This window comes from Sporosarcina sp. FSL K6-5500 (assembly GCF_038005665.1).
GTDB classification, from domain to species: Bacteria; Bacillota; Bacilli; order Bacillales_A; family Planococcaceae; genus Sporosarcina; species Sporosarcina psychrophila.
This window is the reverse complement of sequence record NZ_JBBOTP010000001.1, coordinates 1,043,140-1,065,934: the sequence shown is the minus strand read 5'-3', so window position 1 is coordinate 1,065,934 and position 22,795 is coordinate 1,043,140. Positions and strand designations below refer to the sequence as shown.

The window sequence follows — 22,795 nt, the reverse complement described above, 5'->3', positions numbered from 1 at the left end:
CTTTATGGAGAAAAATGTGTAACACAACTTACGAAATAATGAACAACTAACTATATTCGATGAATTATAAGCTCTTGAAGGGAGTGAAACAATCGTGTTTTTGGATACCTTCGTCCTATTGGCAGCAGATGTAGCCGATCCAGGATTCTTAGCAAAACTGAACGACAGAATAAACCTTGGTGATATAATTGTCACACTTTCGTTTTTCACGATTCTCATGCTTCTTCTGAAGAAGTTTGCTTGGGGCCCACTTATGGGTGTCATGGATCAACGTGCTGAGTTGATTGCAAATGAAATCGAATCGGCTGAAAAGAGCCGTGCAGAATCACAAAAGATTCTTGAAGAACAGCGTAACCTTTTGAATGAAGCGCGTAATAACGCTCAGGCGATTGTTGAAAATGCCCGTAAGCAAGGCGAAACTCAACGTACAGAAATCATCACAGCTGCTCGTTCAGAAGTGGGTCGTATGAAAGAAGAAGCAACTCTTGAAATTGCATCTGAAAAAGACAAAGCGATCGCGGCAGTTCGCGGAGAATTTGTATCTCTTTCTATCCTTGCAGCATCTAAAGTGCTCGGTAAAGAAATTTCCGAGGAAGATAATCGTGCATTGATTGAAGAAACGATTGCGAAGGCAGGCGAAGGGCGATGAGCCAATCGGTTGTAGCAAAACGCTATGCACAAGCATTGTTTGAACTAGCACAAACAAACGGACAAACTGGCGCAATTCAAGAAGATCTTCTTGAATTGAAAAAAGTTTTCCAAACAAATCCAGAGCTCGGTCAATTACTTCAATCACCGAGATTAAAATCAGCAAAAAAGAAAGAGCTTATGGCAGATTCATTCAAAGGCGCGAATCAGCTCATTTTGAATACTTTGTTCCTAATGCTCGATAAAAAACGCATAGACGAGGTTGTAAACCTTGTTAACGAGTTTATCTCTTATGCGAATGATGCAGCAGGCATCGCTGACGCGAAAGTGTATTCTACACGTCTGCTTACAGTTGATGAAAGCCAAGCTATCTCTACTGCATTCGCCAAAAAGATTGGTAAAACAGCATTGCGAATTGAAAACATCATCGATCCGAGCTTACTTGGAGGCATCCGTCTTCAAATTGGTAACATTATCTACGACAGCAGCGTAAGCGCGAAGCTTGAGCGACTGGAACGGGATCTTATCGGTTCATAAATCTGAAATTTGAGGGGTGACATGCATGAGCATCAAAGCTGAGGAAATCAGTGTTCTCATAAAACAGCAGATTGAAAATTATCAATCTGAGATGAAAGTGAGCGAAGTCGGTACGGTTATCGCAATTGGTGACGGTATCGCACGTGCTCATGGCCTCGACAACGTCATGGCTGGGGAACTTTTAGAGTTCTCAACTGGCGTCATGGGTCTGGCTCAAAACTTGGAAGCGAACAACGTTGGTATCGTTATCCTAGGGCCTTACACAGACATCAAAGAAGGCGATGAAGTACGTCGAACAGGCCGTATTATGGAAGTTCCAGTTGGAAAAGAATTAATCGGACGCGTTGTAAATCCACTTGGGCAACCAGTTGATGGATTAGGTCCGATCAATACGACAAAAACACGTCCAATCGAAAGCCCAGCACAAGGGGTTATGGCGCGTAAATCCGTTCATGAACCACTGCAAACGGGTATTAAAGCGATTGATGCACTTGTACCAATCGGCCGCGGACAGCGTGAATTGATCATCGGTGACCGTCAAACAGGTAAAACGACAGTTGCAATCGATACAATTCTGAACCAAGCTGACCAAGATATGATTTGTATTTATGTAGCAATTGGACAAAAGGAATCAACAGTTCGTGGTGTTGTTGAAACACTTCGTAAAAACGGCGCACTTGATTACACAATCGTTGTTACGGCGTCTGCTTCACAACCATCACCATTACTATACCTTGCACCATACACAGGAATAACAATGGCTGAAGAATTCATGTTCGATGGTAAGCACGTTCTAATCGTTTATGATGATCTATCTAAACAAGCAGCGGCATACCGTGAACTTTCTTTACTACTTCGTCGTCCTCCAGGCCGTGAAGCTTATCCTGGTGATGTTTTCTATCTTCACTCTCGTTTACTTGAACGCGCAGCGAAGTTGAATGACACACTTGGTGCAGGTTCTATCACGGCATTACCATTCGTTGAAACACAAGCTGGAGATATCTCTGCTTATATTCCAACGAACGTAATTTCTATCACTGATGGACAAATTTTCCTTCAATCTGACCTATTCTTCTCGGGTGTACGTCCAGCGATTAACGCCGGTCTTTCAGTTTCCCGTGTTGGTGGATCAGCGCAAATCAAAGCAATGAAAAAAGTTGCGGGTACACTACGTCTTGACCTTGCGGCATACCGTGAGCTTGAAGCGTTCTCACAATTCGGATCAAACCTTGATTCTGCAACTCAAGCGAAACTGGATCGCGGAGCGCGTACAGTTGAAATCTTGAAGCAAGACTTGAATAAACCGTTTAAAGTTGAGCAACAAGTTATGGTTCTTTACGCATTGACACGTGGATTCCTTGACGATATCGCTGTCAAAGATATTCTTCGTTTCGAAAGCGAACTTTTAAGCTGGCTTGAAACTAACCACACTGACGTTTTAGATCATATTCGTACGACGAAAGACCTTCCAGCTGATGAATTGATGGCAACAGCACTCAACGCATTCAAGAAGATTTTCGCACGTTCTGAATAATTCTAGTTGGAATCAAATTTGACGTTCTTCGTCAAAGTGACCAAAAAAAACAAAAGGTGGTGAGAATTGCCAATGGCATCTTTACGCGACATAGAAAACCGTATTAAATCGACGAAAAAGACAAGTCAGATTACGAAAGCAATGCAAATGGTCTCTGCTTCTAAATTAAGCCGTGCCGAGCTGAATGCGAAAGCGTTCATCCCATACATGGAAAAAATTCAAGAAGTTGTAGGTTCAATCGCAGCTGGAACAAGTGACTTGAGTCACCCGATGATGATATCTAGACCTGTTAAAAAGACAGGTTATATCGTGATTACATCTGACCGTGGACTTGTAGGGGGTTACAATGCTAACATCCTACGTATCGCAAAACGTGCGATTGAAACACGCCACACTTCGAAAGAAGAAGTGAGCATCATTTCAATCGGACAAAAAGGCCACGACTATTTCGAAAGACTAGGTTTCAACATAGCTGAAAGTAAGATCGGTCTATCTGACCATCCTTCTTTCGACGAAATAAAAGATATCGCGAAGCGTGCTGTTGGCATGTTCACAGAAGGCGAGTATGACGAAGTGTACTTGTATTACAACCACTTCGTTTCCGCCATCGCAAGTGAAGTGACGGAAAAGAAATTGCTTCCGCTCACTGACATCACATCGACTGCCGCTACTACTTCATATGAGTTTGAGCCTTCTGGCGAAGCAATTCTTGAAGTGCTTCTGCCGCAATACGCGGAAAGCCTTATTTATGGAGCTGTAATTGACGGAAAAGCGAGTGAACATGCTTCCAGTATGACAGCGATGAAAACTGCTACTGATAATGCAGCTGATTTGATAGATTCTTTAACACTTTCATTCAACCGTGCACGACAAGCTGCGATCACGCAACAAATTACGGAGATCGTTGGCGGCGTCGCAGCTCTTGAATAAGAGTGGGCACTGTACGGCAAAGAGTAAGACAGGAGGGAAAAAGTATGAATAAAGGACATGTTCTTCAAGTAATGGGTCCGGTTGTTGACGTTAAGTTTGAAGACGGACAACTTCCATCTATTTATAACGCATTGAAGGTCCAAATTGAACGTCCAAACGCTGAGCCTGAAACGTTGACACTTGAAGTCGCGCTACACCTCGGGGATGATTCTGTACGTACTATTGCGATGTCTTCAACAGATGGTCTACAACGTGGTACTGTAGTTGATGATATGGGTTCTTCGATTACTGTCCCAGTTGGTGACATTACACTAGGACGCGTATTTAACGTACTTGGAGAGATTATTGACCTTGGTGAGGAAATCCCGGCTTCAGAACGCCGCGACCCGATTCACCGTTTAGCTCCAGTATTCGAAGAACTTTCAACTGAAGTTGAAATTCTTGAAACAGGTATTAAAGTTGTTGACATGCTTGCTCCATACATTAAAGGCGGTAAAATCGGCCTCTTCGGTGGTGCTGGTGTAGGTAAAACAGTTCTTATACAAGAATTGATCAATAACATCGCTCAAGAACACGGTGGTATTTCCGTATTCGCAGGCGTTGGAGAACGTACTCGTGAAGGTAATGACTTGTTCTACGAAATGACAGATTCCGGCGTTATTAAGAAAACGGCAATGGTATTCGGTCAAATGAATGAGCCACCTGGTGCACGTATGCGTGTTGCATTAACTGGTCTTACAATGGCAGAACATTTCCGTGACGTACAAGGCGCGAACGTGCTTCTGTTCATCGATAATATTTTCCGCTTCACACAAGCGGGTTCTGAAGTTTCAGCACTACTTGGCCGTATGCCATCAGCAGTTGGTTACCAACCGACACTGGCAACGGAAATGGGTATGCTTCAAGAACGTATTACATCGACAAACTTAGGTTCTGTTACGTCTATCCAAGCAATTTATGTACCAGCGGATGACTATACTGACCCGGCTCCTGCTACGACGTTTGCTCACCTTGACGCAACGACGAACCTTGAGCGTAAACTTTCTGAAATGGGTATTTACCCTGCGGTTGACCCACTTGCTTCGACTTCACGTGCATTAAGCCCGGAAATCGTTGGCGAAGAGCATTACAACATTGCACGTCAAGTTCAACAAACGCTTCAGCGTTACCGTGAACTTCAAGATATCATCGCAATACTAGGTATGGATGAACTTGGAGAAGAAGATAAGCAGTTAGTTGGACGCGCACGTCGTGTTCAAAACTTCCTGTCACAAAACTTCCACGTTGCTGAGCAGTTTACAGGACAAAAAGGATCTTACGTACAGGTTTCCGAAACAATTAAAGGCTTCAGCGAAATTCTTGCAGGTAAGTACGATCACCTTCCAGAAGACGCATTCCGACTTGTTGGAACGATTGAAGACGTAATTGCTAAAGCTAAAGGTATGGGTGTTGAAGTTTAATTCAATTCAGCAGGATTCTAACCCCTTCTGAATTGAATTATAGCCTCAGGCGGATGTCACAGATTTTTATTGGGCTTACTCGATAAAAAACTGGGTGTAAATACACCGAGGCGTACTTGATTAGAAGGGACCAGGAGGGAAAAAAATGAAGACAATTAAAGTCAATATCGTCACTCCCGACGGCCCTGTTGTTGAAACTGAAGCGAACATGATCATCGCAGTTACCGAAACAGGTGAAATCGGGATCCTTCCCGGCCACATCGCGATGGTCGCACCGCTTCAAATCGGTGGGCTTCGCCTGCAGAAGGATGATTCGACGGAACAAATTGCCGTTCATGGCGGTTTCATCGAAGTCCGTCCGGATGTTGTCACTGTTTTAGCACAAAGTGCAGAACTGGCTTCTTCTATTGATATCGACCGTGCTAAAAAAGCGGCGAAACTAGCAGAAGAGACACTTCAGGCAAAAAAAGAAGGCAGAGAACACGAATTAGCGGCACTGGATTTAGAACGTGCCCTCAATCGTATCAATGTCTACGAAACAAGAAAAAAATGAGTTGTTGATGTGGGCGGACAGGGGAAAAAATTCTTCTGTTCGCCTTTTCAATGTAGTCATACCAAATCTTCAATTCTAGCTTAATGAACAAGGGAGGGCTTCAAATGGGCGACATAATTGCATTTCAACCACTTTTGGCCATCGTATCGCATACTTTTTTTATAGCCATCTCATTTTATGCACTACAGGCAATCATGCCAGAAAAAATTATTAAAAAGAACCGTGTCTTCCAAGCACAATTATTGTTCATTTTACTCAGTATTTTAATGGGTTGGGCAGTATCGAATTTCTTTTTAGAGCTATCCTATTGGTCAGGAAGACTTCCATTTATGTTTGGCTAAAGTTTCAATTTCGATTCAATATATGTACTTTTTATACGATGAGTTGATAAGATACATGTAGTCGCCGCGTATACGAAAAAGCCGTAGATGTCTCCGTAAGAATACTACTATGACTTGATAAAGAAATTCGTATTCGGGGCGATGACATGAAATTCATCACTTTGTGTTAATGTAAGGTTTGTTATTACTTAATACGGGGAACTTAAGTGACAAGCGGAGAGCTATTATGACACAAAACGGCAAAAGTGCACATAGTATAAACTACTTGGCGCTTAGACCGAAAAATAGACCAGACGTTACTTGTTTAATAAGCAAGGGCACTGTAGAATAGTATATGTTTTGATGATGAATTTTTTGCGAAAATAATATATAACTACAACATGTTTGGCTACAACTTAGGAGTCGGAGGGACTTGTTTTGGATAAAATAATTATCAACGGTGGACGTGTACTTAAAGGAAACGTTCGAGTCGAGGGCGCTAAAAACGCAGTATTACCGATACTTGCGGCTGCACTTCTTGCATCAGAGGGTGTAAACGTAATACGTGACGTCCCAAATCTATCAGACGTTGGGACAATAAATCAAGTACTGAAAAGTTTAAATGCGAATGTGGATTATACACCTGAATTAAATGAAGTCATTATTGATTCTTCGGGTACGCTTTCAAGTGAAGCACAGTTCGAATATGTACGGAAAATGCGTGCATCTATTCTTGTCATGGGCCCACTACTTGCGCGTAATGGCTTTGCACGCGTTGCAATGCCTGGTGGTTGTGCAATTGGATCTCGACCAATTGACCAACATTTAAAAGGCTTTGAAGCGATGGGAGCAGAAATTACATTTGGCCACGGGCACGTTGAAGCGAAAGCGGAAAACGGTTTGAAAGGCGCTAAAATTTATCTCGATTTCCCAAGTGTCGGTGCAACTGAAAATATCATGACTGCAGCGGCATTGGCTAAAGGAACGACAATCATTGAAAACGCGGCGAAGGAACCTGAAATTGTAGACCTTGCCAACTTTATTAATGAAATGGGCGGTAAAGTTGTTGGAGCTGGTACGGATAATATCCGAATCGAAGGCGTCAATAAATTACATGGCACAATTCATCATATTATACCTGATCGTATCGAAACAGGTACATTCATGGTAGCAGCTGCAATTACAGGTGGCGATGTCATCATTGAAAATGCCGTACCTGAGCATAATGCTGCACTTATTTCGAAAATGGGCGAAATGGGCGTCGTAATTACGGAATTAGATGAAGGAGTTCGCGTTACTGCACAACTGCCTTTGAAATCCGTAGATTTGAAAACAATGCCACATCCAGGTTTCCCAACAGATATGCAGTCCCAAATGATGGCGCTTATGCTAACGTCGACGGGTACTGGTATCATAACTGAAACAGTTTTTGAAAATCGTTTCATGCACGTTGAAGAATTCCGCCGCATGAATGCTTCTATTAAAATCGAAGGCAGATCGGTTATTATTACAGGACCATCTGAACTTCAAGGCGCTGAAGTGGCGGCTACGGATCTTCGTGCAGCTGCAGCCCTTATTCTTGGAGGACTTGTAGCAGAAGGCGTTACTCGTGTTACTGAACTGGAGCATCTTGACCGCGGATATGTGAATTTCCATGGTAAACTTGCTGCACTTGGAGCGGATATCGTCCGTGTTTCACCGGAAATGCAAACGGAAAAATCAGCTCAACTCGTTTAATCTAATTCAATACGTATTTGGAAAAGGCTGTAGAGCATTGACTGCGGCCTTTTTCGCATTTCATTTTATGTAATTATACGGGCAGGATGTTCTGCACGTATACTGCCTACGTTTGTAATGGTACTCTGCACTTTCGCTCACATCTAGACTACGCTCGAGGCATAAGTCAACCCAGCTAGAAAGGATTGAACTGCATCCTTCCCGGACAAAGAACGTCGCTTGGGTCTGCAGGATGCAGGCATTGCGACACGACGTCGCGAACTTAGACTGCCTTCCTTTACCCATCTTATGCTTGTCGCATCTAGACGGAGTCCTGCACTTTCGCTAGTATGCCCAAAAAAGCAGGAATAAAACCCAATATGATTCATATAATTAATCATGGACAAACTACTAACAGCGTTATTCATTATACTTCTATTTTTCATCCCTCTATTATTGAGGCAGACGCCCGAAAAAGTCACTGAGCCCGGAGAACAGAAAGTGGAACTTTGCCCTGTAGACATCATGATTGCCGGTGCGGACAAGCCAATCTCGCTTGAGGAATATGTAGTGGGGGTCGTCGCAGCTGAAATGCCTGCAACGTTCCAGGAAGAGGCGCTAAAAGCTCAAGCGATTGCGGCCCGTACATATGCACTCCAGACAACAGATAACGGCAAAAAGGCAATTGCTCCTGACGTTTCCGCACAAGTTTATTCGTCAGAGGAGAAACGGAAAGAGCGATGGGGAAAAGAATTTAAGCGCAATGAAAAGAAAGTGCGTGCAGCGGTGGAAGCGACTGCGGGAGATACCATTGTTTATCAAGACAAAATGATATCGGCAATGTTTTTTTCCACATCTAATGGGAAGACTGAGACAGCACAAAACTTTAGCGGCAATGATATTCCCTATCTACAAAGTGTGGAAAGTCCCGGGGAGGGGGACGTTGAGGCAAAGGTAGAACGAACAGCCGAAATACCGCTTGCTAAATGGAATAAAACAATCGGGGGCAAGTGGAATGCCGATAGTTTCAGGTCGTTACAACTTGTACGCAATCCAACGGGCCGTGTCCAAAAAGTCGTAACTTCTGAATTCCAAGCGAGTGGTAGGGAAGTGCGTGAATTATTGGGACTAGCATCAACGGACTTTGATATCGCATTTGATGTGACAAATAAAATAGTGCATGTAACAACGACAGGATATGGCCACGGCGTTGGGATGAGTCAATATGGAGCAGAAGCATATGCTCAGAAAGGATGGGCAGCCGAGAAAATTCTTTTACACTATTACACAGGCACGCAAATAAAAAAATTCACATTACTTGATTCCCAATGTTTAAAAACTCCTTCACTTGCAAATAATAGCGAGTGAGGTGATGACAATGCGAGAAGAAAAACCGAAAGCCCCTTCTCAGAAGAACAAAAGTGCAAAGACAAAAAGCTGGTTTTGGCCTGTAGTCTATTCGGGTATCGCAATCGTCTTCGTCGGCATGATCTGGGGTTATAATGCATTCATGAAAGATGATGCCCCAGGATTTGCGGACGTTGCAGGGAAGGACCCTAAAGACGGATTGACGGTCGAGACGAACGCTGTAAAGGAAATGCCTAAATATCCATTTCCTGAAGCGCTCATTGATGATGTGGCCATTCTGCAAGATTATTATGATGTAGATGCAGAGGAAGCCATGCGTGAAAGTGCTATGCTCGTATTCGATCAGCAATATGTGATGAACACTGGCGTAACCATTTCAGTACAAGGCAAGCCATTCGAAGTCGTCGCTTCACTAAGCGGCACCGTGGAGGATGTCGTGCTAGACCCATTTAAAGGTGATGAAATCATACTTTCTCATGCAGATGGGTTGAAAACAATCTATCGATCCGTCTCAGGTATTCTCGTTAAAAAAGGTGAAGAGGTGGATCAGGGCCAAGCGCTCGGCACCGCTGCAGAAAACGATTGGAATAGTACAGTCGGTATTCACATTAATTTCGAAGTCCAAAAAGATGGAGTAGTCGTCAATCCGCGCTCATATCTTGCATTTTAAAACAGCACGTTCCCAGCCATTCCCGAATCAATCCGGAGTGGCTTTTTTTTTGATGAAATCAGACATAACTAGCGCTGAAGCGGTCATATCCCACGCCGCCCGATCATAACCGTCGCCGAATCGATCATATCCCGCGCTTGCCGATCATAACCGTCGGCGAATCGATTATATCCCGCGCCACCCGATCATAACCGTCGGCGAATCGATCATATCTCACGCTTGCCGATCATAACCGTCGGCGAATCGATGATATCCCGCGCTTGCCGATCATAACCGTCGGCGAATCGATGATATCCCGCGCTTGCCGATCATAACCGTCGGCGAATCGATCATATCCCACGCTACCCGATCATAACCGCCGTGGAATCGATCATATCCCGCGCTACCCGATCATAACCGTCGGCGAATCGATTATATCCCGCGCCACCCGATCATAACCGTCGGCGAATCGATCATATCTCACGCTGTCCGATCATAACCACCGCCGAATCGATCATATCTCACGCTGTCCGATCATAACCGTGGCCGAATCGATCATATCCCACGCGACCCGATCATATCCGCCGCCGCATCGATCATATCCCACGCCGCCCGATCATAACCGTCGCCGAATCGATCATATCCCACGCTACCCGATCATAACCGCCGTGGAATCGATCATATCCCACGCGACCCGATCATATCTCACGCTTGCCGATCATAACCGTCGGCGAATCGATCATATCCCACGCTACCCGATCATAACCACCGCCGAATCGATCATATCTCACACTTGCCGATCATAACCGTCGGCGAATCGATCATATCCCGCGCTTGCCGATCATAACCGTGGCCGAATCGATCATATCCCACGCGACCCGATCATAACCGCCGTGGAATCGATCATATCTCACGCTACCCGATCATATCCCACGCCACCCGATAATATCCGCACGCCAACTAATCTACTACCCCTCAACGACCGCCCGCATATCAAGCCCATTAATTGCATAAGATAAAGGAAGAATCGGACCTGACACGAAAGGAAGAGGGCGTGCACGAGCAAATACGGAGGCGATGCGTGCGCCTCGGAAAAATGTTGCTGGAAACTGGACTTACCGTACGGGCGTTAGCAAAAGCGACAGGCTATTCGAAAAGCACGGTCCACAAAGATTTGACGGAACGTTTGCCTAACGTCGATGTGGCACTGTCTGAAGAAGTCGCAAAAATACTTGCCTATCATAAGTCTGTCAGACATTTACGGGGCGGCGAGGCGACGAGAGTTAAATGGATGAACGAAACGAAAAAAGTAGGAAGCAGTTAGGATGAAAGGCGGATCGCAGACTCATTGCGATCCGCCTTTCCTATTGTCTAGGCTCCTGCCGCTAAACTCTCTCGTGATATGTCTTTCGCGTCTGAACGGCGCCTTCCACTTTTCGATTGTCTAGACTTCAGCGCCTAGCTCCTCGGGTCACTTCAGACTTTAAGATAAAGGCAAAGACCGCTTTTTTCTTAAAGCCTTTCAGTGCCTGTCGGAGCTGATCAGGCGCTTCCACTTTTCCTTTAATCTTTCAATCAAATAGTACTAAAGTATATTCATTGCCAGTTAACTATGGTAAAATTGTTAGTTAGAAGCGTATACATACACGGGAATATCCGATGATGCAGGTGGAAGGGGAAACAGAAACAATGTTTGCAAAAGATATTGGAATTGACCTCGGTACGGCCAACGTCTTAATACACGTTAAAGGAAAAGGGATTGTTCTAAACGAACCCTCAGTCGTGGCAATTGATAAAAACACGAATAAAGTACTGGCAGTCGGAGAAGAAGCAAGACAAATGGTTGGTAGGACGCCTGCCAATATTATTGCGATTAGACCTATGAAAGACGGGGTTATCGCTGATTTTGATGTAACTGAAGCTATGCTTAGCCACTTCATTAATAAATTGGACGTTAAAGGATTTTTATCAAAACCTAGAATTCTTATCTGTTGTCCTACAAACATTACGAGTGTTGAACAGAAAGCCATTCGGCAAGCCGCTGAAAAATCGGGCGGTAAGAAAATTTATCTTGAAGAAGAACCAAAAGTTGCAGCAATTGGAGCTGGAATGGATATTTTCCAACCGAGCGGCAACATGGTTGTCGATATTGGTGGAGGTACAACGGATGTCGCTGTTTTATCAATGGGAGATATCGTTACATCACGCTCGATCACTGTAGCTGGAGATACTTTTGACAACGATATTACACAATATATTAAACACCATTATAAGTTGCTTATCGGAGAACGAACTGCAGAAAATATCAAATTCAATGTTGGTACGGTTTTCCCAGGCAGTCGAAAAGAACAGATAGACATAAGAGGACGTGACATGGTTTCGGGACTTCCCCGCACTGTGACAATCCATTCAGATGAAATCGCTGTAGCACTAAAAGAATCAATCTATATGATTGTCCATGCAGCGAAAAATGTCTTGGAAAAAACACCACCTGAATTGTCTGCTGACATTATCGATCGTGGCGTATTTCTTACTGGGGGCGGTGCGTTATTGCACGGCATCGACCAATTACTCGCTGATGAATTGAAAGTACCTGTATTCATTTCAGATAATCCGCTCGATTGCGTTGCAATTGGGACAGGCATTTTATTGGAGAATATGGATAAAATCTCTAACCGTTAGAAATTGTTAACAACTCTAATTTTGAAGTAAGAGGAGGTGGACATATGTTCCGTGGATTTTACACAGTTGGATCAGGGATGATTGCACAGCAACGCAGAACAGAAATGCTGGCGAATAATATGGCGAATGCCAACACGCCAGGCTTCAAGGCGGAGCAATCGGTGATTCGCTCGTTTCCTGAAATGTATATGTCGAGTATTAACACGGCAAAAATCCCAACAGAAAATGGCTTTCAAATGAAGGGCTTATCTCCGGTAGGTTCAGTTTCAACGGGTGTTTACATGCAGGAGACGTTGCCATTATTCACGCAGGGACAATTGCGCGAAACTGAGCTGACGACCGATATCGCTCTGATTGACGGTCGCTTACCGATTGATGCAGAAACAGGAACTCAGGGTGCCATCTTCTTCAGACTTGAAAATGAAGGTGGAAGTGAGCAATATACAAAGAACGGTAGTTTCACACTTGATCCAAGCGGGTTTTTGACAAGTGCAGGTGGCGCCTATGTTCTTGATAATAACGGGCAACGGATTGCCTTGCAAAACGATGATTTTCGTGTAACGGATGAAGGCATAATTATGGACGGCGACACGGCTGTCGCAACACTTGGTATTTCATTTGCACAGCGCCCAGACATGCTTCTGAAACAAGGAAATGGCATGTTCGTAACAGAAGGCGGCGAAAACCTTGCAGCCGCAAACGGCACGGCAGGCGTCACCTATTCGATGCAGCAAGGTTATCTCGAAGGTTCCAATGTTGATGCAGCACGAACGATGACGGACATGCTTACTGCATACCGTGCATTCGAGGCCAATCAAAAAATTCTTCAAGCCTATGACCGCAGCATGGAAAAGGCAGTAACGGAAGTGGGACGTGTCAACTAATGACACGCGATTTGAAAGGGAGCGGGATGCATGATACGCACAATGACGACAGCAACAAATACGTTGAGTCAATTGCAAAGTCAAATGGATATAATCGGAAATAACCTTGCGAACATTTCAACGAATGGTTATAAAGCAAGCGATGCTAAATTCCAAGAGATGTTATACCAACAATTCAACAATGACAAAGCAGATACTGCGCCGCGTCAATCACCTACCGGCATCCGCTACGGATCAGGTGCTGTACTTGGTCAATCACAGATGAACTGGAAAGCGGGTTCATTGCAAATGACGGGCCGCGAACTCGACTTTGCACTGACTACACCAAAACAGTATTTCAATGTCCTAATGCCTGACGGAGGCGGGGAACAAACTGTCTATACACGTCAAGGGAATTTTTACGTTTCTCCAGTTGCTAATGGACAAGTGATGCTTGTAAATGGTGACGGATATCCGGTTGCAAACAGTGCGGGATTGCCAATTACGTTTTCCGATAATGTTACAAATTATACAGTTAACCCAGGTGGAAATTTGCAACTGACAAATGCAGACGAGACGACGCAAACAATCGAGCTGGCCGTGACAGTGATGGAACGTCCAAATTTAATGCAGCGTTTATCAGGAACGAATTTCGCGTTGCCTGAAAATTTGGCGGATCTTGGTGTCACACAACAGCAAGTTCTAACTGAATTACAAGGTGCAGCGCGAAACGTAATTGGATTGGAAGGTCAGGCACTCGAAGCATCGAACGTTAACTCTCAGAAAGAGATGACGGATCTCATTAGTGTGCAACGTAATTATCAATTTAATGCGCGGGCAGTGACGCTTGCAGATCAAATGCTCGGTCTGATTAACGGCATCCGATAAGTTCTTGATAAAAATAGTATCGTTCGGCTCTGAAGTGTATGAGACAGACGAAAAGGGTAGTCTACCTGCATCCGGTAGCTATCTGATGACCGGACAATTAGGGAGTACTGAATATGACAGATGAAAAAAGAAACAACTTGAATTCGAATGATTCAAGGAAAAAGGAGAGTGCACCGCCTTTAATTCGGTCTACTCGTAAAGAACGCGGAAGACAAAATAAGCCGGTGGAGGAAACTCCACCGAAAAAGCAATTTTGGGTCCAAATTCGCATCCTTCCAATTTGGCTTCGTGTGATACTTGTTCTCTTGCTTCTAGCCGGTGCAGCCTATCTTGGTGCCTTGGTAGGATACAGCAGTATCGGTGATGGGGATTCGAGTGATGTCTTTAAGAAAGAAACTTGGATTCACATTATGGATATCATTAATGGGAAAGAGTCGTAAAAGACTCTTTCGTTTTGAATAGAAAAGTACTGAAATGTCAGGAGGATGACTATGCTAACAGCAGAACAGATACAAGCGATTTTGCCGCATCGTTACCCGTTTCTTATGGTAGACCGGATTCTTGAGGTCGAAGAAGGAAAACGAGCAGTAGGCATAAAAAATGTGACAATCAATGAAGATTTCTTCAATGGACATTTCCCAGGTTATCCGGTTATGCCAGGCGTTCTTATTGTGGAAGCGCTCGCACAAGTTGGTGCCGTCGCTTTATTGCAAAAAGAAGAAAATAAAGGACGTCTTGCCTTTTTTGCCGGGATTGACAATTGTCGCTTCAAACGGCAAGTAACGCCAGGTGATACGTTAAAACTCGAAGTGGAAATCACACGACTTCGCGGTACGATTGGTAAAGGTAAAGCAATCGCAACGGTTAACGGAGAAATCGCATGCGAAACAGAAATTACGTTTGCATTAGGTCCTATAGTTTCAAAAAATGGGAACTAAATTTGCGAACACCTTGAAATTTGGTTACAATGGTCATTACGGTGCGGTTACAATGCACTTCTAAAGTGGGAGGTAACAAATCAGTATGTTTAAAGATCTTTCTCCAAATTTAAAAAGTAGCATTACTAGGTCCATCACACAGACATTCGAACAATACATGAGCGATATCGAGTGGTCCGGTGAAAAATTCAGTATCGATGATTATATCGCCAGCTGGCGTGAATATATTACCGTAAAAGCACTCTGGTATTCAAAAATTCCAGAAGAAATGAAAATTGATCCGGAATTCCATGAAGACCTCGCGCAGCGTATCAATGAAATCATCGCCCGCATCCTCAGTGAGCCGCCATCTGAAGAACAGATTGTGGAGATCCAAAGCATGCAGGAAGAGCTTGATACTCATTACGAGTATCACTGTAAAGCCGAAGCGGTATACATTGACACATTGCTAAAAAAATATTTAGAAGCTTAAAAAAGAAACATGGATAGTTCCCTCATTTCGGGCAAAGCTACGAAGTATCATACAGGTTTGTGTGATAGACGGCTTGTGGAGAGGAGGGAATCTTTTCATGTTCAAAAAAGCGATACCACTTGTTCTTATGTCGGGACTAGTCCTTACAGCTTGTGCAAACAACGATGCAGTTCCGAATAACAATGAAACTCCAATGGAAAAAGTGGAGGATCGAACGAAGGACATAACACCCGAAGTGAACGATGAGCAAACAGGACCGAATATGGATGGTCTCGAGAACGAGAACGGCACCGGTGTGGATAACGGAGTCATTAATAACAACAATGGAGTACGAAACGATGTCATCGAAAATGATAACAACGCGACTCCGAATGAAGGCGTTATTAATGATGGAGAAACGAACACGAATACACCAACTGGTACAACTAGCGACAAAAATCTAGATCGGAACAAAACGAATGGAAACAATCGTTAACCGCAAGCCGTGCGGGAACCGCCTCGTAACACTAGAGGCGGTTTTTTTATGCAAAAGCGCAGGGCGCCGCCCAGACGCGACAGGCATAAGGCAGGTAAAAGGAAGGCAGTCTAAGTTCGCGACGTCGTGTCGCAACGACTGCATGACCTGCATCCCACAGGCCCAAGCGGCGTCTTTTGCCGCACAGTCGGGCTGCCTTATGACCCGAGCGTTTGGCGCCCGGAGTCTAGCCGTATACAAAAGTGGAAGCGTCTGTTCAGCCCCGACAGGCACTGAAAGACTTGATGAAAAAGGCGTTCTTTGCCTTTATCTTCAAGTCCGAATATAAAGGAAGGCAGTCTAAAATCGCGACGTCCTGTCGCAACGACTGCATGACCCACTTCGTGTGGTTCCAGGGGCTAGGCGCTGAAGTCTAGCCGTATACAAAAGCGCAGTGTGTCTTACAGTTTTTCTCAACAAAAAAACTGCCCGTATTCCAGGCAGCACGAAGTCATTCATTCTCTTTTTCTTGATCCTTTTTTAAACGTGGTCGAGAGCGCATATCGGATTCGAACCGCTGTAGCAATTCGGCGCCGCCCATTCCCTCACCAATCAATTCTTCCAGCAACTGTTCTGCATACTGTGCACGTGCTCGTTTCAAGCGGCCTTTCATTAACACAGAGACATTATCCCCAATCAACTTAACCCCTTTGACAGCAACGCGAAAAGCAGCTGGTTCATTTTCAGGATAAGAAATAACGACTTTCACTTCAAGTAATTCTTCATCAGCCATCCACTTTTCAAAAATGGGTTGATGTTCCTTATCAATGAACATCTCCAATATCCACATACGGTGACTGTTCTCCTGATTGATTATAATTCCGTCTATGAGAGGGAAATCCAGCATACGCTCTTCGTGTAATATTCCGACAGACAACATTTTGAATGTTTTCATCGGTATCCACCTCAATCTTTTTCCTTTTATTATACCATAGGCACAAATTTCATCGACAAACTTAAAACATGGCAAACTTAAATTATTGACGAATCGGATAAATTCAAGTCTGGCATAAGGTTATGCCGTTTATGTAGATAAATGTAACTTCGTAGTTAAGCAAATAGGGTTTTTATAGCGAATAATAGACTGAAAATTGGGATATCGTGTATTGCACAAATTAGACTAAACCAAGTAAGATGAAATTAATAAACGAGAGAGGAGGAAATCGATTGAATCAAGTTGCACTGGTTGGACGTATTACAAAAGATCCAATTCTGAGAAGAGTATCAGAAGGAAGGGTACAATCAAGTTTTGTACTTGCTGTGAACCGCAATTTTAAAAACCAAAAAGGAGAAGTGGAGACAGATTTCGTACTTTGTACGCTGTGGGGAAAGGCGGCGGAGAATACTGCTAAACATTGCGGTAAAGGATCTCTAATCGGGGTAGGCGGGCGCATTCAGTCTAGGTCCTACGAACGCGAAGACAAGAGTAGAGTCTATGTAACAGAGGTGATTGCTGAGGATATCCGGTTCATTTTAACGAAAAAACGCACCAATGACAACTTGTATAGTGAACAGGTAGGTAGAATGACACTTCCGACGGAGGAGAAAAGTGATGCTGAGCATTTCAATCTCCCCAGCCGTGAAACAGAAGGATTACCGATTTTTTGACCAGGCACAATGATACATAAAAAGCCGGGGAATGGTCGTGAAAAGGAGGGGATAGACTAGCCGGACGACAAACCGGGGCGGTACCGACAACTGAAAATGGATAGGTAGTAAGCAAAGCTCTTGTTAGTGGAACGCAGCCCAAGAGGAAGGTAGTCTAAAGTCGCCGCGTATTGCGACAACGACTGCATGATCAGCATCCTGCTGGTCTTGACAACTAAGGGGGATGGGGTTCAATCCGCCTAGGCTGAATGACCTGTATTCTGTAGGCGCTAATAGGCTATATGTGAGGAAAAGAAATAACCGTACATGTCAACAGAAGGGGTTCTGCCCATGTTCGGTCAGAGTGAGAGTAAAGTATCGCGAACAGATGCTCAGTGGCGTCTGTTCGCGGTAAATAAGGGAATGTAACGCTAATATCCGATGGGGTCGGATATCTTACGTCGAAAAACGCTAATGGGGATCCCGAGGACGGAGGCTGTTTCCGTCAATGGGATCCACACAAGCGGATTATGAAGAGAAAGGAGTGTGGAACATGACTACAATTAAAAAGGACATGAAACGGATGGAAATGCAAATTGAACAATTAATCAGCATTGTAGCCAATCAGAACAATCGCCTGAATCGAATTGAAGACCTAGAAAGGAAGAAAAAATTCGGAACTGTACATATTATTCCACTTGCGGAACGTGTGTAAGAGGATTCGACAACGGTAAGTAAAAAGACCCCAGTGCCACTGGTGGCTCAGGAGTCTTCTTACATAGCATAATTTTAGTTGTCAAACGATAATAGATCGTCCAGTTCCGTTTCGGACAAATCAGACAGCCATTGACTTGATTGGATGAGATCCGCGGACAATGCAGCTTTCTCGACAAGCATCTTGTCGATTTTTTCTTCAATAGTTCCAATCGTCACAAACTTATGGACATGGACAAATTTTGTCTGGCCTATGCGATAAGCACGGTCGGTAGCTTGATTTTCGACGGCTGGATTCCACCATCTATCTGCATGCAATACGTGGTTTGCACCAGTCAAGTTCAGTCCAGTTCCACCAGCTTTTAACGATAAGATGAAAATAGGGAATTCGCCTTCTTGGAAAGCCTCGACAAGCCGGTCACGCTGACCTTTCGGCATACTGCCTGTCAAGAATGGTACATCGATTCCATGAAGTTCAGACAAGCATTGACGAATAAGTTGCCCCATGCCAATGTATTGCGTGAAGATAAGGCATTGTTCCTTATTAGCAGCGATTTCAGCTGCCATTGACACAATTAAGTCTAGCTTATTGGATCTAGATAGTAATTGTGTTGCTGGAGCGTGCGGTTCTTTCAAGAATAAGGCCGGATGGTTACAGAGCTGTTTTAATCGGCTAAGCATTTTTAAAATAAGGCCTTTCTTTTCAAAACCGGTAAGTGTCTGCAACTTGAATTTCGTTTCTTCAAGGAAACTTTCATATAAGGCAGCCTGTTCAGTCGTTAAAGGACAATATTCATTTTGCTCAAGTTTTTGTGGAAGATTCAGCTGTAAATCGGGATCACTCTTCGTTCTGCGTAGAAGGAACGGACGGATTTTTGCTCGTAGCTTCCGCTTATCCGCTTCAGAATCATCACGTTCAATCGGGATGATGAAGTTATCCGTGAACTTGCGGAAACTGCCGAAGTATCCTTTGTGAATAAAGTCAAAAATCGCCCACAGCTCTGATAAACGGTTCTCAATCGGTGTACCGGTTAGTGCGATATGATGCTTGCCGCGAAGTTTTCGGATGACACGGGACTGTTTTGTCTGCATGTTCTTTATGTTTTGTGCTTCATCCAGTGTAATGCTGGCAAATTCCGTTTCTGCTAGCATCTCGCCATCCTGTGAAGCAGTACCGTATGTTGTAAGAACGACGTCGGGCTTCAGTTGAGCCATTAGTTCTTTAAAGCTTTCGTCTTTTGCACGTAATGGGCCATAGTGTGTATGGACAGAAAGCTTTGGTGCAAACCGTTCAATCTCTTTCTGCCAGTTGCCGAGAACACTCGTCGGACAAACGATGAGTGACGGTGAATCTGTATCAGGTCTTGCATGGATATTCAGTAAATAGGTGATAAGCTGAACTGTCTTACCCAGTCCCATATCGTCGGCAAGACATGCACCAAAACTATTATCACGCATAAAGGTAAGCCAGTTATAGCCGTCTTCTTGGTATGGTCGAAGTTCAGCAAGTAAATCCTTTGAAATACCGGCTACTGGAAGCCCCTTTTTATCGGCTAGCATTTCCATATAGCCTCGAAGCGACTGGTGCATAGTGAAAGCAAAAAGTGGGTCATCGATATCTTCGTCCTCTTCAAGAGGAACAATCTCTTCCGGTACGTCTTGGAACAGCAGGTCTTTAACAGTCCACTCCCCAGCATCCGCACGATCCATTAAATCACGAATTTTTCTGAGCCAAAGGGGATCGATATGGAACCATTCATCACCAGAGCGGATGTATTCACGGTTTTCATCGACGAGCTTACGGAATGAATCCTGATCAATTGGATTACCAGCAAGAGAGAAATTCCAATCGAAAGATAGCACTTCGTCCAAGCCTGTAGCCGATTTATACGATTGTATGCCCGCGTTCGTTCGAATACGCAATTTTGATTCTGTCACCGATTTCAACCATGCAGGCAGGATGACAGGATAGCCGAACGATTGAAGTAGCGGAAGGTCTTCTTTAATGAATGTCCGTACTTCCGGATCAGACATCGGTGTGGACAAAAAGCTTCCGCTTGAAGCAAGCTCTACAGAGCCAAGGAATGATGTCATTTCGGATTGCTTTTTCACAACTTCATCTGCGAATGGTTTCCATTTAGCAGGAAGCGCATCAGCCGCAGGTGCATTCACTTTCCGGGCGGCAGGTGTCCAGTGCGCACCGCGTTCGCCGATAATAACCGTTTCAAGAAGCCATTCCGTATCTGTCTCGGCTTCTGGTTCAGTTAAGCGGAAGGCAACACTGATTGGGATTGTGGAAACGGATTCGCCCGGCCAGCCGTACATCCGTAAATGGGGTAGCAGGGAAGCTAGTAGATCGGGATTGATAGCAGATGCAGCAAGTTTGCTGCTGACTGCTTGGCTGATAACGGCCGCAGCCCCTTCTGATATGCCCGCTTTGCTACCGTCAAAACGAATAGTGTTACCGTCTACTTCTGCATAATTCCATAGATTAGGGTCGGTCCAGGCGCTAGTTGCCTCACGAATTGAAGAAAGCTGAGTATCGTCTGCATTCGTCAGTCCAACGAATGTAACATAGGGGTGCATAACAGAAAAAACTTGAAGCAGTTGGTCTGCTTGTAAATAAGCAACTTCATCATCCATATTTGCAAGAAGCCCGTAAAGTGCACGCTCATTGTTGAAGAATAGGAAGGAAACAAGATCATCTGGGGCGACTGGCAACCCTCTGCCATCTTCAGCGGCAATGGAATATAGTTCGTCTTCCATCAAACGGATGCTCAGACGAAAAAGGCGGTTCAATGTGAATGTTCCTGTCATAAGTTCAAATTCCCTTTCTCCATTTCTTCCATCAATGCGCGTAGTCTGCGGTTTTTTTCACGCACTGTATCGATATATTGATTCCAAAAGTCAGCTTTTCCGCTTTTCTTCGAACCAGTTTTCATTTGTTTAAACAATTTGACGGCGCGCCGATAACTGTGACGGTTCTTTTCTTTGATGAAACCCATAGCAAATGTATGGAGTAGGGGCAAGACGGCTGATGGATCCGAAGCCAGTGCGACCTTTAAGCCACCCGCTTCTGCGCCGTCATATGAAACCCCATATCTATGCATGAGAGCCGCCCATTCGCCGAACCGTTCACGTTCAACCAAAAAGTCAGCGTAAACATCGATGCCGGGTTCACCATATTGAGCAAACATGCTTTCACGTAATTCTTCCGAGAAATCTGCCGCTTCGAATAAACCATCGATGTCCCGCACGAAAGCAGGACGAGATGAAAGTGAAACAGAATCACTTACGTAATCGCCGATGAAGGGCAACAAAGCGTGCATAATTATAGATAGGGCCTTGGTTTCATCATTATTTTCCGCTAGTTTTGCAAGCGGTAGCCATGTAGCAACATTAGTAGCTGTTACATGTGTAACGAGTTTCGCTAACTCATCATGTTCTCCTTGAATCAAGTGGAAAAAGGCGATGAAAATTCGAGCTTCCTCTGATTCTTCATTCGTGAGAATCGTTAGTTCAGTGTCTCGGGCAGCTCGAAAAGGAAATAGTTGCTGCCAAAAAAGACGATAGACTTGGAATCGCTCATGGAAGAGCCCGGAATTTCCTAGGGCGAATGTTCGAACGAGACTTTTCACCCGTTCATGAAAAGCATCTGCTTCAAACAGTTTCGGTTTTGCACCGATTGCATTGACGCTATCATTCAGCTTTCCGAGCTGTTCCGTCAACCAGTTTTGCACATACCACTTCCCGTAGAAAAAGGAAGTTGGTTCACCGCCGAGATGGCCTTTTACATACGTCCATCCAGCATCCAGTACATGTAATCGATAATAAAGTTCAAAAAGAGGTTTCCATTCATATTCAAACGGAATAAGCGGAGTAGCTTTTTGATCAATTATAGAAGATTCGTGGATGAATACACCCGGATTTTCCGCAACTTCAATTGCACGAAGCGGCTGAGTTAAGCGTGTCAGGACGTCGATCCATGCATCTGGGGTACGTTCTGAAATGGACAGTGCCATCTGTTGTGATTCAGTTCTGCGCCATTCGTGTAGCCATTCGCTCAAAGAATTGTGTTGTGAATAAAGATGAAATACGACTGCAATTCGGTGCGAACACCAGCCAGCGTATCCGCATGTACAATTCGCATCTACTTTGTTGAAAGAAAGGCGCACGTTTTCTGAGTCTACGCCAAGGAGAGTAGCTATTACTGCGCCTTCAGATGGCGCATACCTATAGGAATTGGTGGCACCATTTCTGACAAGAGCCACAGCACGTCTGATTTCGAGTGCATTGCGTTCTATATCTGGCCGTAGGGCATGTTTAATTGTATTCATAAATTCATTTATTTCATTTTCGTGCAAGTAGGATACACGTTCGACAGTCATATTCATCGGACCACTCCCTAAGAAAAGCATTCCT

At 44.4% G+C, this 22,795-nt stretch carries 23 protein-coding genes; 20 read left to right on the top strand and 3 right to left on the bottom strand.

The window, feature by feature from the left end:
* Positions 1 to 94: 94 nt before the first annotated feature.
* The 18 genes from atpF to MKX62_RS04505 all read left to right on the top strand — a co-directional run bounded on the left by atpF (position 95) and on the right by MKX62_RS04505 (position 16,033).
* The gene (gene atpF, locus MKX62_RS04590; RefSeq protein WP_082786737.1) at positions 95 to 649 is read left to right on the top strand and encodes a F0F1 ATP synthase subunit B; all 555 of its coding nucleotides are present in this window, start codon (positions 95 to 97) and stop codon (positions 647 to 649) included.
* Positions 646 to 1,185: a F0F1 ATP synthase subunit delta gene (locus MKX62_RS04585; protein ID WP_067213118.1), complete on the top strand. Its 540-nt coding sequence runs from the start codon at positions 646 to 648 to the stop codon at positions 1,183 to 1,185. The genes atpF and MKX62_RS04585 overlap by 4 nt, the downstream gene beginning before the upstream one ends.
* A 25-nt stretch (positions 1,186 to 1,210) precedes the next feature.
* Positions 1,211 to 2,719, top strand: coding sequence for a F0F1 ATP synthase subunit alpha (gene atpA, locus MKX62_RS04580; protein WP_067213115.1), 1,509 nt, complete (start codon positions 1,211 to 1,213; stop codon positions 2,717 to 2,719).
* A 72-nt stretch (positions 2,720 to 2,791) separates the two neighbouring features.
* Positions 2,792 to 3,649: an ATP synthase F1 subunit gamma gene (gene atpG, locus MKX62_RS04575; protein ID WP_067213113.1), complete on the top strand. Its 858-nt coding sequence runs from the start codon at positions 2,792 to 2,794 to the stop codon at positions 3,647 to 3,649.
* A 44-nt stretch (positions 3,650 to 3,693) separates the two neighbouring features.
* Positions 3,694 to 5,109 (top strand): F0F1 ATP synthase subunit beta, encoded by a 1,416-nt coding sequence (gene atpD, locus MKX62_RS04570; RefSeq protein WP_067213110.1) that lies wholly within the window; start codon positions 3,694 to 3,696, stop codon positions 5,107 to 5,109.
* Between the two features lie 145 nt (positions 5,110 to 5,254).
* A complete protein-coding gene (locus MKX62_RS04565) occupies positions 5,255 to 5,662 on the top strand; it encodes a F0F1 ATP synthase subunit epsilon (RefSeq protein ID WP_067213107.1) in 408 nt (135 codons plus the stop codon).
* Positions 5,663 to 5,766: 104 nt separating this feature from the next.
* Positions 5,767 to 6,003 (top strand): DUF1146 family protein, encoded by a 237-nt coding sequence (locus MKX62_RS04560; protein WP_067213105.1) that lies wholly within the window; start codon positions 5,767 to 5,769, stop codon positions 6,001 to 6,003.
* Between the two features lie 417 nt (positions 6,004 to 6,420).
* A complete protein-coding gene (gene murA, locus MKX62_RS04555) occupies positions 6,421 to 7,719 on the top strand; it encodes a UDP-N-acetylglucosamine 1-carboxyvinyltransferase (protein ID WP_067213102.1) in 1,299 nt (432 codons plus the stop codon).
* A 378-nt stretch (positions 7,720 to 8,097) separates the two neighbouring features.
* The gene (gene spoIID, locus MKX62_RS04550) at positions 8,098 to 9,066 is read left to right on the top strand and encodes a stage II sporulation protein D (protein ID WP_067213100.1); all 969 of its coding nucleotides are present in this window, start codon (positions 8,098 to 8,100) and stop codon (positions 9,064 to 9,066) included.
* A 10-nt stretch (positions 9,067 to 9,076) separates the two neighbouring features.
* Entirely contained in the window at positions 9,077 to 9,736 is a 660-nt protein-coding gene (locus MKX62_RS04545) for a M23 family metallopeptidase (RefSeq protein ID WP_067213098.1), read from the top strand.
* A 1,033-nt stretch (positions 9,737 to 10,769) separates the two neighbouring features.
* Positions 10,770 to 11,039, top strand: a complete 270-nt coding sequence (locus tag MKX62_RS04540) for a sporulation transcriptional regulator SpoIIID (RefSeq protein WP_067213089.1) — start codon at positions 10,770 to 10,772, stop codon at positions 11,037 to 11,039.
* 365 nt (positions 11,040 to 11,404) lie between these two features.
* Positions 11,405 to 12,397, top strand: coding sequence for a rod shape-determining protein (locus MKX62_RS04535; protein WP_340742546.1), 993 nt, complete (start codon positions 11,405 to 11,407; stop codon positions 12,395 to 12,397).
* Between the two features lie 44 nt (positions 12,398 to 12,441).
* Positions 12,442 to 13,281 carry a flagellar hook-basal body protein gene (locus tag MKX62_RS04530; protein ID WP_067213085.1) on the top strand — a complete coding sequence of 280 codons (840 nt, stop codon included), beginning with the start codon at positions 12,442 to 12,444 and terminating at the stop codon, positions 13,279 to 13,281.
* Between the two features lie 30 nt (positions 13,282 to 13,311).
* Positions 13,312 to 14,148 carry a flagellar hook-basal body protein gene (locus MKX62_RS04525; RefSeq protein ID WP_340740892.1) on the top strand — a complete coding sequence of 279 codons (837 nt, stop codon included), beginning with the start codon at positions 13,312 to 13,314 and terminating at the stop codon, positions 14,146 to 14,148.
* A 113-nt stretch (positions 14,149 to 14,261) separates the two neighbouring features.
* Complete coding sequence (locus tag MKX62_RS04520; RefSeq protein ID WP_082786736.1) at positions 14,262 to 14,588, top strand: DNA-directed RNA polymerase subunit beta; 327 nt, start codon at positions 14,262 to 14,264, stop codon at positions 14,586 to 14,588.
* A gap of 51 nt (positions 14,589 to 14,639) precedes the next feature.
* Positions 14,640 to 15,086: a 3-hydroxyacyl-ACP dehydratase FabZ gene (gene fabZ, locus MKX62_RS04515; protein WP_067213080.1), complete on the top strand. Its 447-nt coding sequence runs from the start codon at positions 14,640 to 14,642 to the stop codon at positions 15,084 to 15,086.
* An 85-nt stretch (positions 15,087 to 15,171) separates the two neighbouring features.
* Positions 15,172 to 15,558 carry a hypothetical protein gene (locus MKX62_RS04510; RefSeq protein ID WP_067213076.1) on the top strand — a complete coding sequence of 129 codons (387 nt, stop codon included), beginning with the start codon at positions 15,172 to 15,174 and terminating at the stop codon, positions 15,556 to 15,558.
* 97 nt (positions 15,559 to 15,655) lie between these two features.
* Positions 15,656 to 16,033: a hypothetical protein gene (locus tag MKX62_RS04505; protein WP_067213073.1), complete on the top strand. Its 378-nt coding sequence runs from the start codon at positions 15,656 to 15,658 to the stop codon at positions 16,031 to 16,033.
* A gap of 490 nt (positions 16,034 to 16,523) precedes the next feature.
* Here the strand turns inward: MKX62_RS04505 and MKX62_RS04500 are convergent, their stop codons facing one another.
* Positions 16,524 to 16,967 carry a YwpF family protein gene (locus MKX62_RS04500; RefSeq protein ID WP_067213070.1) on the bottom strand — a complete coding sequence of 148 codons (444 nt, stop codon included), beginning with the start codon at positions 16,965 to 16,967 and terminating at the stop codon, positions 16,524 to 16,526.
* A 272-nt stretch (positions 16,968 to 17,239) separates the two neighbouring features.
* Here MKX62_RS04500 and MKX62_RS04495 point away from each other — a divergent pair, with 272 nt between their 5' ends.
* Together MKX62_RS04495 and MKX62_RS04490 are read left to right on the top strand one after the other, a co-directional pair.
* Complete coding sequence (locus tag MKX62_RS04495; RefSeq protein ID WP_197485343.1) at positions 17,240 to 17,680, top strand: single-stranded DNA-binding protein; 441 nt, start codon at positions 17,240 to 17,242, stop codon at positions 17,678 to 17,680.
* 532 nt (positions 17,681 to 18,212) lie between these two features.
* The gene (locus tag MKX62_RS04490) at positions 18,213 to 18,374 is read left to right on the top strand and encodes a hypothetical protein (protein WP_156476111.1); all 162 of its coding nucleotides are present in this window, start codon (positions 18,213 to 18,215) and stop codon (positions 18,372 to 18,374) included.
* Between the two features lie 74 nt (positions 18,375 to 18,448).
* On the opposite strand, the gene MKX62_RS04485 is transcribed toward MKX62_RS04490, so the two are convergent.
* Together MKX62_RS04485 and MKX62_RS04480 are read right to left on the bottom strand one after the other, a co-directional pair.
* Positions 18,449 to 21,190, bottom strand: coding sequence for a DEAD/DEAH box helicase (locus tag MKX62_RS04485; protein WP_340740891.1), 2,742 nt, complete (start codon positions 21,188 to 21,190; stop codon positions 18,449 to 18,451).
* A complete protein-coding gene (locus MKX62_RS04480) occupies positions 21,187 to 22,767 on the bottom strand; it encodes an SWIM zinc finger family protein (RefSeq protein ID WP_187045911.1) in 1,581 nt (526 codons plus the stop codon). The genes MKX62_RS04485 and MKX62_RS04480 overlap by 4 nt, the downstream gene beginning before the upstream one ends.
* Positions 22,768 to 22,795 lie beyond the last annotated feature (28 nt).